Source organism: Alicyclobacillus tolerans (genome assembly GCF_048984885.1).
GTDB lineage: Bacteria > Bacillota > Bacilli > Alicyclobacillales > Alicyclobacillaceae > Alicyclobacillus_I > Alicyclobacillus_I tolerans.
This window is the reverse complement of the sequence record NZ_JBMGNK010000002.1, coordinates 928,309-944,508: the sequence shown is the minus strand read 5'-3', so window position 1 is coordinate 944,508 and position 16,200 is coordinate 928,309. Positions and strand designations below refer to the sequence as shown.

Here is a 16,200-nt window from a genome sequence, read left to right as displayed (position 1 = left end):
AATTGAAAGAGAATCTGCTTGCCCAAATCGTGTTGCTTATAATCGGAGGTTTTTTTCTAGGTTCGTTACCTTGGTCAGTCTGGCTATCCAAGTTCAAATCTGCTGACCCCCGCTTGGTTGGTGATGGCAATCCAGGGGCTTTTAATACTTGGAAAGCTTCAGGAAAATGGATTGGAACGATTGTGTTATTACTGGATATAGCGAAAGGATATTTGCCCGCACATGTGGCTCAACTGGAACTCTCTTGGGGATGGTGGATCCCCTTTATTGCCAGTTCGCCGATTTATGGACATCGCTGGAGCCCATTCTTACGTGGTAAAGGAGGAATTGGTTTGGCTGCCTACATAGGTTTATGGTCGGCAATGCCAGGGCCTTGGGCGTCTTTTGCACTGGGTGTATTGTTTTTAATATTTATCATGATCCTGCGTCAAGACAGATTCAAATCTGTTACCCTAGCTACCCTTTTATTCGCTCTTTATTTACTGTTTTCACCTCACGCATTGATTCTTTTGTCAACTTGGTGTTTGACAACACCGCTGCTTTGGTTTGGCTACAAACGGCCAAAAACTGTGTTACATTGATCAAGGTGACTCTTATGACAGATAATCTGATGCTCGTCTACTATATCTGTATTGCAACTGTTACTTTGCTTAATACCTTCTTCTGGCCGCGCCTGACCTGCTCAAAGGACAAAGAAACTATCTTATCTTCCAAGACAAACTATTATCCTCATATTGATGTACTCATACCCGCTCGTAACGAAGAAAACAATATTCAAACATGTCTCCAGTCTCTATTGACTCAAACCTATACAAACTATTCGATTACAGTACTTGACGATAGATCCACAGATACGACTTCTGCTCTTGTCCAACAATTCATTCATCAATCTCCATCAGGAAAATTAAAGTTAATACATGGAAAACCACTCCCTTCCGGTTGGGTCGGAAAATCATGGGCATGTCAACAACTGGCCAACGCCAGTCATGCAGACATTCTTGTCTTTGTGGATGCCGATACCATCCATCAACCCACATTTCTTCAAGCCATGTCTGAAAAATTTAGCAACCCCAAGATAGACCTCGTTTCTGTCTTTCCCTATCAAAAAACTCAAACCGTAGGCAGTGCCTGGCTACTATCCATGCTCGGATGGAGTCTACTTACTCACCTTCCTCTTTTTCTCATTGCCCGATCTCGATGGAGAGTCTTTTCTTCCTTTCCAATTGCCATTGGTCAAGTACTCGCTTTTCGTCGCCAGGCCTATGATGCCATAGGCGGACACTGTGCTGTCAAAACCGAGTGGGTAGAAGACATTGCGCTGGCTCGTCTAAGCGCGAAACTTGGCCTTAACCTTCTATTTCTCAACGGGATTTCTCAAACATCCTGTACCATGTATGAAAACGGGCAACAAGCATGGCTTGGATTCAGAAAAAATTGGAGTTTGATTGCCGGAAAACCTATGATTGCCCTTATCATTTGGATCTGGTTATCTATTAGTTTCACGTTACCTTACTTCTTGTTGATAACCTCGTGCGTATCGAACCTTGTTCAATCATCTATTCTTGTGGCTTTCGTTGGCATTGGAACAAGTGTACTAACTTGGATGTGTACTCGCCGAATCATTCAGATTCCTATTTGGATGGTTATTTTTTTCCCATTTCTCATCCTGACATCCCTATGTCTTTGTATCGATTCCGCCCGTGCTATTCGTAAAGGAAAAATCATTTGGAAAGATAGAGAGATGAAGAGCAAGTATCCAGTTTGAAATTATAAAGTTGATGTGCTAATTGAAAACTGCTTTTTCCTACATACCGGATCGAACAAGATTGAATTTTGAATCTAATAGGTATATTTTTTATGTATAGTTATATTTTGTAGATTATTTTAAAAATGGAAACGAGGTAAATATCATGTCCACTTATTTTCGTTTTCCAAAATTAAAAATTGAAAGACTCATTCTTTTGCAAATTTCAGTTATGGTTCTATTTCTCGGCTTAATTGGTGGATGGATCATTCATCGAGGTGTTGAGATTGTCCAAGCCCAAAATCAATCCTACGCAGATGCTCAAACCATCGATACTTTAGAAAAAGTATTCAATCAAATCGTCACAGCAGAATCCAATCAACGCAGCTATCTTATTACGAATAATCCTATTTATTTAAATTATTACCAACATTATTACAATCAAATTCAACCGATTCTACATTCTCTTAAACCAGCCTTATTATCCAATGGTTTATCTCTTTCGCAAGTGGATCATTTTGAGTCAATGATTCATTTAAAATTATCTTTTCTAAGTTCGGAAATACAGAATCAACAAAATGGATTTCATCAAAAAGTTTTACAAACTATACATCAAGAAAACCGTAAAATTCCATTAAATAATATTTATTCCATGGTTCAAGTTATGCAAAAACCTTTTTTACATAACGAATCTAGTAATCGTATGTTAGCATCAGAATATTTAAAAAATAGCATTCTCTGGATTATTATTGCTGGATCACTTTTTCTTTTTTTTGCATGGTTAAGCTATATGCACATTTTAGAAAATCTACGGACCAGAGAACGCCTGAATGAAAAAATCAAACAAATTTCAAGTTTGGATGGACTGACCGGATTACTCAACCGTTCCACATTTCTTGAAAATGCAAACTCTATTTTAGAACAAAGTAAACAAGACAATGAAATGGTTGGTATCTTATTTATAGACTTGGATGGTTTTAAAAATATCAACGATACCTATGGACATGCTACGGGTGATGAGGTTCTAAAGAAAGTCGCTTCTAATTTTCGAGAAGCTATTCGCTCTATGGATTATATTGGACGCTTTGGAGGCGATGAATTCGTTATCCTGGTACGCCACGCAGAAATAGAGGGCGAACTCATTACCATTGCTCAAAAAATTATGGACACATTTTCTGATCCATATTTGAAAAATATTTCCACAAAATTAAGTGCTAGTATTGGGATTTCCGTTTTCCCAAGAGATGGAGATCATTTGCAAACTTTGCTGTCTCACAGCGATCATGCTATGTATAGAGTCAAGCAAACGGGAGGCCATCGGGTTGAATTTTTTAGTTCAGCACTTAACGAGAATATTCGATATGAACAACAACTGAAAAACGATCTCTACGGTGCAATAGCTAGAAATGAACTGGAAATTTATTATCAACCTATTATCCATGCAACCAGTCAAACTCTTTGTGGTTCAGAGGCATTAATTCGTTGGAATCGCGGAAATGGAGAATTGTTAACCCCCGGACAATTCCTTCATTTGGCAGAATCGTCAGGCTTATTATCCAGAATCACAATGCATGTCTTAGAAAAATCGATTACACAAACAAACATGTGGCTAAAACAACTAAGACATCCTTTTTTACTTTCAGTGAATTTGTCAGGACAAGATATTCGTGACATTGATTCTTTTTACAATTTCCTTGATAACCTACTAAAAGTCCATTCTTTTCCACCTCATATGCTTCAATTAGAAATTACGGAAAACGATTTGCTGAAAGGGGAGGCTGTAGAAGCATTACAAAAACTCCATTCTCTTGGAGTTCGTCTGGCCATTGATGATTTTGGCACAGGCTATTCTTCATTAGCTTATTTGCATCGCTTCCCTTTTGATCACATAAAAATTGATCGTAGTTTTATTCAAACGTTACCCCATAATGAATATCATGAGCGTTTGGTTCGCGCCATTATTACAATGGGAAAATTGCTAGGACTTACTGCTGTGGCGGAAGGAGTTGAAAGCGCAGAACAGGAGAAATTTTTAATTCATTGCGGTATCGAATACCTACAAGGTTATTACTATAACCCTCCCCTGTCCTCTAATTGTTTTCAAGAAACTTATATTCAACCTTTATATGAATCATAAGCAATAAGCATTGAATCAAAAAGCACTTCCATCCTATCTCAAAGAATGGAAGTGCTTTAAGTTTTCATGAATGAATTTTAGAATCCTTTGCAGGCTTTTTATTGTGCAATAGCTTGATTAGCTTTTTCTACATTCTGCTGTAAGGCTTGCATGACCGATTCATGCTTAACAAGCACATCATCAACCGCGTTCTGTTCATAATGCTGAAGTTCTAAATAAAGCGGAGTAGGTGGTGCTTGTACTGCGAACGATAACTCTGAAACCGGAACGTACGCATTGGGATGCTGGTGAAAGTAATTTTCCATGGTAGACGAGCTGAGTGCGGCCTTTAATACAGGTAAATATCCTGTATGCATACTCCAATACTCTGTTTGGGCCGGGGCTGTCATCCACTCCATAAAAGTCCAAGCAGCCTTCTTTTCAGCAGCCGGAGCTGCCGCTAGTATAGCCATATCCGCTCCTCCGGATGTTACAACCGGTTGCGTAACATAAGGCATTGGAATGGCTTTAAAGGTAACACCTGTTTGCCGAATTTGTCCCATATCTGCTGCAGATCCACAGTACATCGCCGTTTTGCCGTCTCCAAAATCAGCTATGGTTTCATCCCATCCATTCGCTGAAGCGTGATACTTAAGAGTTCCTTGCTGCTCCATTTGCTTCATAATTTTCAAAACTTTTGCTGCTTGGGGAGAATCAAAAGTCGCTTGAGTCATGCTGCTGTTCATTAATGTGCCTCCGGCAGAGAGCACGTTCTGTTCAAATGTCCACCAACCGCCTGCAGGTTCAAAGCCATACACTTTTTTGCCTGGTTTACTCAATTTCTTTGAAATGATCAAGGCATCCTGCTGGACTTGAGACCAAGTTTTGGGAGGGGTTAATATCCCAGCTTCACGAAACATGATAGGATTATAGTAAAAAGTTTGCACACTGCGATTAAAGGGCAATCCATAAACAGTTTGATTGTACATCGTATTATTGAGAATACCGGGTACAAAATCAGAAATTTTATCGTGTTGTGAATTTGTCATGTAAGTAGTTAAATTTTGCAAAGCTCCATTTGCAGCATAAGTCGGTAATGAATGAACTTCTACTTGTACCATATCTGGCACTTTGCCGGAAGCAATTGCTGCCAGTAATTTTTGTTGCAATGTACTGCTGGGATCTGAATAACTGCCTTCATATATTGCATTGACATGAATTTTAGGATGTGTTGCATTAAATTCACTGACCAAATGTTGTAGTACGCCGCCTAATTGCCCCGACATACCTTCCCAAAACGTTACTTGAACAGGTTGATTGTTTGATGCGTTTGAAGAGCTTGATGACTGATCTGTTGACTGGCTTGTACCACAACCTACAACCCCCATCGTCATAGTTGTACTGGCCAACAGAAAAAATCCCCATTTTGATAATTGTTTCAATGCTAATTCTCTCCTTTTATCCAAAATCTATTTACTCTTTTATACCTGCAGAGGATATACCCTGAACCAAAAATCGTTGACCTACAAAAAAGATAAGCAGAACAGGTACAATTCCTATCAAAGTGCTCGCCATCAAGACATTCCACATTGTTCCACTTCCATCACTCGCTATTAAGTAAGACAAGCCAACTGGAAATGTGCGCATACTATTACTTTGTGTAACAATAAGCGGCCAAAAGAAATCGTTGTAATGAAATACAAAATTGAGAAACGCTATTGAGAGTAGAGCGGATTTATTGAGAGGCAAGATAATCCGCATAAAAATCCAAAAATGCTCTGCCCCATCTATTTGTGCAGCATCGAGAATTACCTGTGGTACCTGACGGAACGACTGAATCAACCAAAACGTGGCAAATGCCGATCCGATAAAAGGAACAATTAAAGCCTGATAAGTATCTATCCATCCCAGATGTTTCATTATCAAAAAAACTGGGATAAATGTAACTTGTCCAGGTATCATCAGAGTCACTAGTAGGAGCCAATAAACCAGACGTCTTCCACTGAAGGAAATGCGGGCGATAGCATAGGCAGCAAGCGACGAGGTCATCAGTTGCCCGATGACAATAGCAACGGATACCAGTAGAGAATTGATTACATACCTTGCAAAGTAAGGCTGCTCCCATGCCAGAAAAAAATTTCTCCACTCCGGGTGAAAAGGAAACCATTGTGGTGGAAAAGACAAAACAAGACGATTGGGCAGCAAGGAAATTACAACCATCCACCAAAAAGGAGCAAAGAATACAATGGCCAATACCCCTGTAATCACTATTCTCCAGGACGATGAATAGCGAGCGGTACGACTCGTTTTTTTTGGCCATACAGTCTCACGCAAAGTCATCACATCTGATGGTGTACCCATTTGCTCTCCCCTCGAAATTGCAGATAAGTCAAGCCAAGCAAAAACAAGAACAAAAAGATGGACATAGCCGAAGCGATTCCTATATGAAAAAACTCAAATCCTTGCTCGAACAAGTCATACACAAGTGTGGTTGTACTATCGGCCGGTCCACCTTCCGTAAGTACATAAATTTGATCAAAGGATAAAAATGAGAAGATGAACGAAACGGTTACAACAAAAAAAGTCGTAGGAGAAATCATAGGCAAAGTGATTTTCCAAAAAGTTAAAAACGGAGTAGAACCGTCTACTGCAGCGGCTTCATAAAGACTGTCAGGCACATTTTGCAGTCCATGGAGAAAGAGAATTGCGAAATATCCTGTAAATTGCCATACATAAAGCAACACAATCACCCATAAAGCCTCGTGATAATTACTGAGCCAGCCTTGTGGAGGCAATCCAAACAATCGGAAAATAGCATTCATTAAACCATCGCTGGAACTAAAAAATCTGAACCAAACGACTGCACTCGCAACTGTTGGAACAACATACGGCATAAAAAATATTGTTCGAAATAGACGAACGCCATGAAACGTTTTATTCATACACACTGCTATGAAAAGAGCGAATGGGACTGTTATGCCTGTTGTACCAATTAAATACAGCAACGTCCGAAACACGGATTGCCAAAAACTCGAATCCTGAAGAATCAGTTGATAATTATGAAAACCAACCCATTTCTTTACAGGATCGATAAGATTCCACTGTAAAAAAGAGAGATATAGAACATAGAGAATAGCCCCTACCCCAAAAAGACTTACAAAAAACGTTGTAGGCAATACAAATAACCAACCTGTCAATTCTCTTTTCCATCGGTAAGGAAACTGAAAACGATGTTTCTTCTCTCTGCCCATTGACCTCACCAAGGACAAACTTCTCCATCTCCTTTTATTTTTAATTTAAGCTGATATCTCTTCTCATCCCCCTCTGTCAGGATCATGCCCAGTCTAACTACGCTCTGTAAAAATTCAGCATACATCCCGTAAAGAAACCATAAATTTTATGTAAATTTGCCTGCCAATAAAAAAAATGATGCAAAATGCATCATCAGGCTGTCGAGAAAGTTTCGACAGCCATTCTTTATGTCTCTTTTATTCTAAATATATGTATTTATGTTATAATATTCATAACCAATGTTGGGTGGTGATGACGTGTACCAGTCAAAAGACGGTCGTCAGTTGGAGTTCGAGTTTGTATCTATTGAAGAACTTGTCCCTGAGGACCATCTTCTTCGGAAGATTGATCGTTACATCGATTTCTCGTTCATTCCAGAGAAGGTCCGTCCTTATTACTCCGAAGACAACGGACGACCTGCGGTGGATCCGGTTGTACTCTTCAAAATGATCTTTCTGGGGTACCTTTACGGCATCCGTTCTGAGCGCCAGTTGGAACAAGAAGTGAAGACGAACGTTGCGTACCGTTGGTTCCTGGGATTAAAACTTACTGACCGGGTTCCGGACCATACCACCCTGTCATGGAATCGGTGTATTCGCTTTGCAGGCACCGGCATCTTTCAAGACATCTTTGACGAAATCGTTCTCCAAGGTATGAAGCACCGACTCATTTCTGGACGAGTCCTGATGACAGACTCCACACACATTAAAGCTAATGCAAATAAGCACAAGTTCGAGCGGAAAGTCGTTGAGGAAAAAGTAAAAGGCTATCTTGCTGAACTTGACCTTGCCATCGCTGCAGATCGGAGCGCTCACCAAAAAAAGTCCTTAAGCCCCAGGAAGGAGGTGTCCAAGGAGCGCGAAGTAAAGGTCAGCCTCACAGATGCGGACAGTGGATATATGTACCGCGAAGGCAAGCCGGAAGGATTTTACTATCTCGACCACAGAACCGTTGATGCGAAGTACAACTTGATTACAGATGTGCATATCACGCCAGGCAATATCCATGATTCAATTCCATACGTAGGGCGACTTGAAAGACAAATTGAACGTTTTGGTTTCAATGTTGAAGCCGTGGCGCTCGACTCTGGTTACCTAACAAATCCGATATGTAACGAATTAACTGAACGTGGTATCTTCGCAGTGATTGGTCACCGCCGATTTCATCCCACAAAGGGTTTAATGCCCAAATGGAAGTTCCGATACGATAAGAAAACGGATTCGTACCTATGTCCAGAGAAACACCCACTTACTTACCGAACGACAACTCGTGAAGGCTACAGGGAGTACAAATCCGACCCAGAAATTTGCAAGGCATGTTCCATTCTGACTCAGTGTACACGCTCCCGCAACAAGCAAAAAGTTTTGGTACGACACGTTTGGGAGGATAGCAAAGAGAGGGTCCGAGAGAACCGATTAAGTAAATCTGGGAAACGCCTATACCGACTCCGAAAGCAAACCATTGAGCGAAGTTTTGCAGATGCGAAACAACTTCATGGATACAGATACGCGAGGTTCCGAGGCAGGGACAAGGTGCTCGAACAGGCACTGATGACCGCTGCCTGTCAGAACATGAAAAAAATCGCTCTTCACCTAGCAAAACGAGCTAGATGAAGAGCGATTCACATTTCCCATTGATACAAACCTGTGTAAATCGAACTACAAAGATATTGCTTGAATTGAAAAAGACCACTCGCAGTGGTCTTTCTCGACAGCCTGATGATGCAAAATGCATCATTTTTTGGATGGACTTCTAAATTTTAAACACTATAGATTTTCTTCGCACTGGCAAAAACCATCATCAATCCGATCAAAGACATACCAGCCATTCCCAGAAAGACCACGGCCGTATGTTCATAGTAAGAAGCAATTACCACAGAGGCTAAGATACTCCCCATATAGCGAAAGGTCGAATAAACTCCAGAAGCAGAACCAGAATCTGTTTTATCCACAGACTTAAGAGACAATGTTTGCATGGAAACGATGCCTGCACCTGATGCTGCACCACCAAGAATAAACAAGATGACCCAAAGTGGAATACTGTCTATTTTCATCATGGATAAACAAACCCAAAAAAACAAAGAACTCAAGACGGCAGCCGCAAAACTCGTACCTATCGCTCCGATTGGACCCATACGTAATGACAAACGAGCTCCTGCTCCAGAAAGAATGGACATACTTAGAGAAAAAATAAACAAATACATACCCACTGAGCGAAGAGACACTTGAAAACGATTCTCCAGTACAATCGGTGTAATCAACAATGTGGCATACATCGTAAAATTACTTAAAAGAATGGATAGATTTGCTACAGTAAAACCGATATTGCGAAACAACTTCAACTGAATCAGAGGATATTGAGTCGTTTGTTGGCGCCTAAAGAATAGAGCCATCCAAACAATCCATAGCAATGCTGAGGCCCACATAAACGGTATTTTTTTCATGACAAAGAGAACACCGCCGAGCAATGACCCGAGAAGAAATAGAGCTCCCAGCCAATCAACCACGGCAGCTTTACCACGACTTTCGGGAATAACAAAATACCCTACCATAAAGCTCATCACAGCAAAGGGAATATTGACAGCAAACAACCAACGCCAACTACCAAGATTTAATAATGCTGCACCTAAGATTGGACCTAGCGCCGCACCTAATCCGAGCACAAGTGACATTATACTCAAAGTGCGATCAAGCCGATGTTCTGGCCAATTCACTCGAATCAATGCGCTGGCAGCGGGCGTCATAGCTGCTCCACCCATTGCCTGAAGAGCGCGAAATATAATAATTGCTATCAAAGAATGCCCAATCATACAACCGAACGAAGCCACTAAAAATAGCGCAACACCACTCAGAAAAATTCTTTTTCTCCCCCAAAGGTCATTCATTTTTCCTGAGAGAGGCTGAACGCTTGCCATCACTAACAAATAGACGGTGACTAGCCATGTGATTGCAGAAAGTGGCACATGCAGACTGTGAGCCAAAGGTGAAAGTGCAACAGAAATCATGGTGGAATTGATGGGCACCAATACGATGCCCATCAATAATGAGAAGAGTAGCAGGCGTTCTTTAAGATTCAAGAGTAATCGTTCCTTCTGTCCCATTAACTGTAACCACATCACCATCACGCAGTGTGGATGTAGCTATTTTGGTACCGAGAACAGCCGGTATTCTGTACTCTCGGGCTACCGTACCCGCATGAGACAGAATGCCGCCAGCATCAGTTACAATAGCGCCAGCAACTGAAAAGAGCACTGTCCATGGAGGCGTCGTTGTTTTACATACTAGAATATCACCGTGATTTAACTTTCCAAATTCATCCTGGTTTTTCACAATTCTCACAGTTCCTGTGTGAACTCCTTGTGAAGCAGCGTATCCTTTGATACAAGTCGATGTATTTTCTTTTAGAAATTTTGGTAAACCAAACAAGCGGTCTGCCAACAAATCTTCTACTTCCGTAGCTGACGGCTCTGGTCCAAGATGAGGAACGGGTTGTTCATTTTGGTATAATTGGTAAGCTTCTTTTTCCCTTTGTACTTTGTTCATTAAATTTTGAGGATTTTGTAATGCTTCACATATCTCTTCATAGTAAAGAAAGTGTATATCTGTCGGTTGATCGATCACGCCGAGTGAAACCAAAGTTCTTGCAATATTTAACAGCACGGGCCGATATACTGCTGGCAACATTGTATCAATATAGAAATGATGATCTTCATCAAGTCCCCAACATTGAAGAGCAATTTGATACATCTGCAAAAATTCTTGACGTAATGGGCTATCCGGAATTTGTTCCAATAATTTGTTCAATGCTTCTTGACGTCGGCGCACAAGAGCATCAAATTCGGCATTAAAATGATAATTTCTTTGCAGATAGGAACGAATCAATTCCCAAGCGTACTTTGGATTTTCTCTCCATGTCTCATAAATAAATTCATGCGAATAAGAAGTGCGATATCCATAAACGTCTAAAAGTGATTTCATCTGATGAACAAAATACTGACCATCAGGATCTTTCTGCAACATTCCATCAATATCGTCAAGATTGACGTTGGCTATAATTTCTACAAGTGCTGGAAACTGACGCAATTCATTCGCAAGTTCCCAAAATGCCCGATCCGTTTCTAATGTTTTGCTCATGACACCCACCAGCAAGTCATAAACTTCTTTTCCTGGTCGATTCGTTAGACGTTGATAGAGATCTTCCAAAATAAAACCAACATCAAGGCGAGGCAAGATCACATCGAAATGTATTGCCCAGGCAGTTGTGTAAAATTGATGCATTTCCTTGAGTAGAGAAAGTGCCTCATCTGCCTTAAGATACCCATGCACTTTGTCTTGCAATTTTCTATAAAAAGGAAGAAGAATAGTGTCAACTTTGTCCTGATAGTATTCCATGATAACTGGCATCCGTTGCATAAGCACACGTTCATGTTCCTTAGCGCGAATATCGAGATCACCAGCATAAGGCGAATTAAATTGGTAAAAACGTCCTCTATAAAGACGACAAACAAACCGTTCAATAGGCATTTTCATCAAGTCAAAAGCGATTCGAGTCCCTTCCTCCTGATTGGGCAACTGAAATGAAGCAAAAAGAGGAGTAAGAACATGAGAAAAATGGACATCATCTTGTACAAAAAAGTCATGTTGGTCTTTCTCAGAATATATATAATTCATACAGCAGTTTTCTCCTTTGTTGTTGTAATAGGACGAACTTGCAACAAGTAGAGTTGACCTTCTTGAAATGAAAATTCGACATCGACAGGCGTCTGATATTCTTTTTCCAGATTTTCTGTCAACTTACAGACTTTCAATACTTCCTCCTCCGTAATACACAAACGTTGTTGTTCCAGCCAAGTCGTATCGATCTCACAAACACCTTGATCTTGCAATACACATTTCAATTCTTTGCTGCCTATCTCAGCATGAAGTTTGCCCGTTGTTTTTTCATAAAGAAATGTGTCCGGCGTTACCAAACCAGATACAATCGCTTCTCCAAGTCCATAACTGACATTGACAATTACCGAATTTTCATGAGTAACAGGATGAATGGAAAAGGCTACTCCTGATGTGTCCGCATTCACCATACCTTGAATAATCAAGGGCATTTGAGAGCCGTGCAAGGAAATATGATTGGCCTTCGCGTACGCATTCACACGAGCATAAGAGATAGAGTTCCAACAATGTCTTAATGCTTGAAAAAACGCTTCCTGATTGCGAATATTGAGAACGGTTTCATATTGACCCGCAAAGGAAGCATGAGAAAGATCTTCAGCCGTACAGGAAGATCTCACAGATACAGCACCATAGCGTTCCATCAACCTATTGAAAGCTTGAAGCATGGCAACTTGCATATCAGCTGCCTTGCTTTCCGCTTCAGCGGAAGTGATACTTTCATGCACTTTACCCGCCACGACAAAACCATCAGGCACGCAATATCCCCGCTGCATGAGTCTGGATAGTTCGAAGGCTTTTGAACCACAACCTTCTTTACCAAGCTGGTCTGCTGCTTCTGTCAATGAAACGACCCATTCCATAGCATATCCTCGCTTTATCACATGTTTTTCACCATTCACCAGAAGGTAATATGAATTCTACACACCGCAAGTGTGCCAAGCGTTCCAAATTTCGTCTCGTGTGTTCCATATAATGCTTTAGGCATAACAAAAACGCCCTGTTACCTTAGAAAAGGCCATAGGCGTTTGGGTATTTATGATATTTTTAATTTAGTGAACTTCAAGGAAATTCATGAATCTCATAACCAACTCACAACTTTGTGACTATAAAATAAAAATTGTTACACTCAAATTGTGAGTCCTCCATCCACCGATATATCACAACCTGTTATAAATTGACTATCGTCACTGACATAAAAAGCAATAACTCGTGCAATATCTTCAGGCTTAGCAATTCTACCGAGCGGAGTTAGTTTAGCCATATTTCTTTTCATTTCTTCTGATTGAAATTTTGTTCGCTCCGTTTCAACTAATCCCGGTGAAACTATATTTGCAGTAATTCCATATGTTCCAAACTCCTTGGCAATATATTTTCCAAAAGTAGTAAGGCCCGCTTTGGCTGTACCATGGGCAATAAAAGGCACTTGTGGATGCTGGGCCAAACCTGTGGAGACATAAACAATTCGTCCATAGTGATTTTCAAGCATATGTGGGAGCACGGCCTGAGATAAGATAAATGCTGCTTTTAACTCGTCATTAAGTTTCTGAGAAAATTCCAACCAACTCATTTCCAAAAAAGGCTTCCTCACAAAGTTCATGGCTGCATTGCTAACCAGGCCATCGATTTTGCCACACTGACGAATAGTAGTTTCGACCAAATATTGTACTTGTTGCTCATCTCGTATATCCGCCTGCAACGCTAATGCGCGGCCGCCTTTTTGCTCAATTTCATGGACGAGTCTATTGGCCGATTCACGGTTTGAAAGATAGTTCAAAACTACAAAAGCGCCTCGATGAGCAAGAAGGCGTGCTGTCTCTGCACCAATCCCACGTCCTCCGCCGGTGATGAGAACGACTTTACCTTCCACCATTTCACTCCCAATCTTCTATACATTTGCATCCTAAACACATTTATATTTATGATTGGATTTTTTACAAATTTTTTTATGTGTGTAGCCATCCTGGAAACAGTTTATCCAAACCGGACACTGCCATTTGAACCGCGATAATCGCCAAAAGTAAACCCATCAATCGAGTAATAACATTCATTTCCGTCTTACCTAAGTGCTTTCCAATAAAACCAGAATAGTAGAGAATAACATAGGTACCTGCAAGTACGATCACGACAGCAATAAATACAGATAGCGAATTCATGAGCAACTTTCCGCCACCAGCTAATGCCATAACAGTAGCAATCGTTCCAGGACCAGCAATCAACGGGGTAGCCAATGGGGTGACAGATATATCATCTTTATTTGCACTGTCTTCATGTTCATCCGCGTGGGGAGTATGTGCATGTGAGGGTTTAGCTTGAATAAGATTATAGGCTATACCAAAAATTAAAATACCACCGACAACACGAAACGCATTGACAGTAATCCCAAACAATTCAAAAATATAGTGTCCTAAGACAAGAAATATCATAATAATTAAAAAAGCTATCAGAATAGCTTTTCGAGCAATTTTTCTTTGTTTGTTTAGATCATAATTTTCGGTGAGGGACAAAAAAATGGGGACATTGCCAATTGGATTCATCACTGCGAATATACCGACTAAAGCATGTACCATATAGCCTAGCACGGATTACTCTCCTCCTTATTCAGTTACGAGATTAAGCCGGACAAGGGAATGAATGATTCACCTCCAGAACAACTCCAGAATATATAGAGTTAACATAGATTGTACCACAAATTCATCTTCCAAAAATTCGACTTCCTTTTTACACCAAATCTTTATACCGATATAGAAGAAACTATTTATAATTGCGCTTGCGAGATAAGTTCAGTAACTTCATATACGCTTGTAATAATTTAAAAGGGTTTTTATGCTTTCCGTACCAACTTGCAATAAGTTGAGAGAGTGGTTGAGATTTTCCGGCATAAGGGAACCAATGCATTTCCGAAGGACTTTTTCCTTCAGACAACAATATAGAAGTTTGAATAGAAAAAGCGTACAAACCTTCCGCCCCATGATATTTCCCGATCCCACCTTCTTTGGTTCCCCCATAAGGAAGATAGGGATTAGCAATGCTGATAATCACATCGTTAAGACACACGTTTCCTGTTACCAATTGAGCCGCGACCCTTTTGGCTCTTTGCAAATCAGCTGTCCAAACACTTGCACCTAATCCTAATCGACTCTGATTGGCTAGTTCAATGACCTCGTCCTCTTGATCAAACGGTAAAATAGGAAGTATGGGACCGAAAGTTTCTTCATTTAACAGAGAAACATGATTGGGAACATTCGTTATCAGCATGGGAGCTAATTTCCTTGAATTCTCCAGCCAATGATCTGGATGCTCTCCCGCCAATAATGTAGCCCCCTGCTGGAGAGCCTCCAACACTTGGGATTTAACCTTCTCGATTTGTGCCATTGTTGTCATGCTACCGAGATCAGCATCTATATCTTCACCCTGACATAACTGAGCTAATGATTGGATTAAAAGTTCTTGAAAAACAGGTAAAATACTTCTTTCTACATATAATCTTTCTACAGATAAACATACTTGTCCACTATTGCAAAATGCCCCCCACAGAGCACCACGTACAGCTCTTTCTAAATGAGCATCCGCAAAAACAATCATCGGATCTTTGCCGCCAAGCTCCAATGTGGTCGGTATGAGTTGTTCAGCAGCTAAGGATTGAATTCTTCGGCCAGTCGCTACAGAACCCGTAAAATGGATAAAATCAGGATGTTTTTGAATTAACTCCCTTCCCGTTTTGCCATCTCCCAAAATAACTTGAACAACACCTTCGGGAAAACCGACTTCATGAAATAAAGATTGCATCAACTCTGTAACACTTGGCGTCCACTCTGACGGTTTAAGCAGAACACAATTCCCTGCTGCCAGAGCTTCAATGACAGGCACCATAGCTAGTTGAAAGGGGAAGTTCCATGGAGAAATGACCAAAACAATCCCTCTCGGCTGAAATTGAAGATACGATTTTTTCCCAAATAATATCATGGGAGTTTTTCTTTTTTGTGGACGAAGCAATTTTTCAGCGTGTTTTTCCAAAAAACGCAGCGATTCAAGAACCATCATGACTTCACTTGACAGCGCCTCCAAGAAGGGTTTTCCCGTTGCTTGATGAATCACATTTGCAATCCGATCACGATTCTCGGCAATATGGTAACGAAGTTTTCGCAACCAGACTATTCGCTCTTGAACGCTATAATTTTTCCATACAGAAAACTGTTTTCTAGCTCTTTGATAAATCGATTCAAGATCATCTTCCGTTTTGGGTTGCCATGCATATTCGGAAACTCGGTCATCAATGGCAGAGGCAGAAAGGTTAGACAATATATTCATTCTCCTCTTGATAAAATAGAAACAGAGTATATTGGAGTTAGAACTATTACCTGTTTTTATCCATCTTTTCT

General features: G+C 40.6%; 13 protein-coding genes. 4 read left to right on the top strand and 9 right to left on the bottom strand.

Annotated elements, in window-relative coordinates; genetic code table 11:
• The first annotated feature begins 2 nt into the window (after positions 1 to 2).
• The 3 genes from ACOJUR_RS04700 to ACOJUR_RS04690 all read left to right on the top strand — a co-directional run bounded on the left by ACOJUR_RS04700 (position 3) and on the right by ACOJUR_RS04690 (position 3,881).
• A complete protein-coding gene (locus ACOJUR_RS04700; protein ID WP_420949378.1) occupies positions 3 to 581 on the top strand; it encodes a glycerol-3-phosphate acyltransferase in 579 nt (192 codons plus the stop codon).
• 14 nt (positions 582 to 595) lie between these two features.
• The gene (locus ACOJUR_RS04695) at positions 596 to 1,765 is read left to right on the top strand and encodes a glycosyltransferase family 2 protein (protein ID WP_420949377.1); all 1,170 of its coding nucleotides are present in this window, start codon (positions 596 to 598) and stop codon (positions 1,763 to 1,765) included.
• A gap of 145 nt (positions 1,766 to 1,910) precedes the next feature.
• Positions 1,911 to 3,881, top strand: a complete 1,971-nt coding sequence (locus ACOJUR_RS04690; RefSeq protein ID WP_420949376.1) for an EAL domain-containing protein — start codon at positions 1,911 to 1,913, stop codon at positions 3,879 to 3,881.
• Positions 3,882 to 3,979: 98 nt separating this feature from the next.
• Here ACOJUR_RS04690 and ACOJUR_RS04685 read toward each other — a convergent pair whose 3' ends face one another.
• The 3 genes from ACOJUR_RS04685 to ACOJUR_RS04675 are packed head-to-tail and all read right to left on the bottom strand — an operon-like array spanning position 3,980 to position 7,111.
• Positions 3,980 to 5,302 carry an ABC transporter substrate-binding protein gene (locus ACOJUR_RS04685; protein ID WP_420949375.1) on the bottom strand — a complete coding sequence of 441 codons (1,323 nt, stop codon included), beginning with the start codon at positions 5,300 to 5,302 and terminating at the stop codon, positions 3,980 to 3,982.
• Between the two features lie 31 nt (positions 5,303 to 5,333).
• Positions 5,334 to 6,221, bottom strand: a complete 888-nt coding sequence (locus ACOJUR_RS04680; RefSeq protein ID WP_203115212.1) for a carbohydrate ABC transporter permease — start codon at positions 6,219 to 6,221, stop codon at positions 5,334 to 5,336.
• A complete protein-coding gene (locus tag ACOJUR_RS04675) occupies positions 6,200 to 7,111 on the bottom strand; it encodes a carbohydrate ABC transporter permease (RefSeq protein ID WP_420949374.1) in 912 nt (303 codons plus the stop codon). The genes ACOJUR_RS04680 and ACOJUR_RS04675 overlap by 22 nt, the downstream gene beginning before the upstream one ends.
• 279 nt (positions 7,112 to 7,390) lie before the next feature.
• On the opposite strand from ACOJUR_RS04675, the gene ACOJUR_RS04670 reads away from it, so the two are divergent.
• Positions 7,391 to 8,764: an IS1182 family transposase gene (locus ACOJUR_RS04670; protein ID WP_420949092.1), complete on the top strand. Its 1,374-nt coding sequence runs from the start codon at positions 7,391 to 7,393 to the stop codon at positions 8,762 to 8,764.
• A 146-nt stretch (positions 8,765 to 8,910) separates the two neighbouring features.
• Here the strand turns inward: ACOJUR_RS04670 and ACOJUR_RS04665 are convergent, their stop codons facing one another.
• From ACOJUR_RS04665 to ACOJUR_RS04640, 6 genes are all read right to left on the bottom strand, one after another.
• A complete protein-coding gene (locus tag ACOJUR_RS04665) occupies positions 8,911 to 10,272 on the bottom strand; it encodes an MFS transporter (RefSeq protein WP_420949373.1) in 1,362 nt (453 codons plus the stop codon).
• Positions 10,217 to 11,821: a PEP-utilizing enzyme gene (locus tag ACOJUR_RS04660; RefSeq protein ID WP_420949372.1), complete on the bottom strand. Its 1,605-nt coding sequence runs from the start codon at positions 11,819 to 11,821 to the stop codon at positions 10,217 to 10,219. Before ACOJUR_RS04660 ends, ACOJUR_RS04665 begins: the two co-directional genes overlap by 56 nt.
• Positions 11,818 to 12,681 (bottom strand): PEP/pyruvate-binding domain-containing protein, encoded by an 864-nt coding sequence (locus ACOJUR_RS04655; RefSeq protein ID WP_420949371.1) that lies wholly within the window; start codon positions 12,679 to 12,681, stop codon positions 11,818 to 11,820. Before ACOJUR_RS04655 ends, ACOJUR_RS04660 begins: the two co-directional genes overlap by 4 nt.
• Positions 12,682 to 12,947: 266 nt before the next feature.
• Complete coding sequence (locus tag ACOJUR_RS04650) at positions 12,948 to 13,691, bottom strand: SDR family NAD(P)-dependent oxidoreductase (RefSeq protein ID WP_420949370.1); 744 nt, start codon at positions 13,689 to 13,691, stop codon at positions 12,948 to 12,950.
• Between the two features lie 73 nt (positions 13,692 to 13,764).
• Entirely contained in the window at positions 13,765 to 14,400 is a 636-nt protein-coding gene (locus ACOJUR_RS04645; RefSeq protein ID WP_203115207.1) for a MarC family protein, read from the bottom strand.
• Positions 14,401 to 14,572: 172 nt separating this feature from the next.
• Entirely contained in the window at positions 14,573 to 16,120 is a 1,548-nt protein-coding gene (locus tag ACOJUR_RS04640; RefSeq protein ID WP_420949369.1) for an aldehyde dehydrogenase family protein, read from the bottom strand.
• Positions 16,121 to 16,200: the final 80 nt, after the last annotated feature.

What these genes read in the sequence shown, in the direction of transcription:
- ACOJUR_RS04695 (WP_420949377.1), top strand. Translation starts at nt 596, where the DNA reads ATGACAGATAATCTGATGCTCGTCTACTATATCTGTATTGCAACTGTT.
- ACOJUR_RS04690 (WP_420949376.1), top strand. Translation starts at nt 1,911, where the DNA reads ATGTCCACTTATTTTCGTTTTCCAAAATTAAAAATTGAAAGACTCATT.
- ACOJUR_RS04680 (WP_203115212.1), bottom strand. Translation starts at nt 6,221, where the DNA reads ATGGGTACACCATCAGATGTGATGACTTTGCGTGAGACTGTATGGCCA.
- ACOJUR_RS04675 (WP_420949374.1), bottom strand. Translation starts at nt 7,111, where the DNA reads ATGGGCAGAGAGAAGAAACATCGTTTTCAGTTTCCTTACCGATGGAAA.
- ACOJUR_RS04670 (WP_420949092.1), top strand. Translation starts at nt 7,391, where the DNA reads ATGTTGGGTGGTGATGACGTGTACCAGTCAAAAGACGGTCGTCAGTTG.
- ACOJUR_RS04665 (WP_420949373.1), bottom strand. Translation starts at nt 10,272, where the DNA reads ATGGTGATGTGGTTACAGTTAATGGGACAGAAGGAACGATTACTCTTG.
- ACOJUR_RS04660 (WP_420949372.1), bottom strand. Translation starts at nt 11,821, where the DNA reads ATGAATTATATATATTCTGAGAAAGACCAACATGACTTTTTTGTACAA.
- ACOJUR_RS04655 (WP_420949371.1), bottom strand. Translation starts at nt 12,681, where the DNA reads ATGGAATGGGTCGTTTCATTGACAGAAGCAGCAGACCAGCTTGGTAAA.
- ACOJUR_RS04650 (WP_420949370.1), bottom strand. Translation starts at nt 13,691, where the DNA reads ATGGTGGAAGGTAAAGTCGTTCTCATCACCGGCGGAGGACGTGGGATT.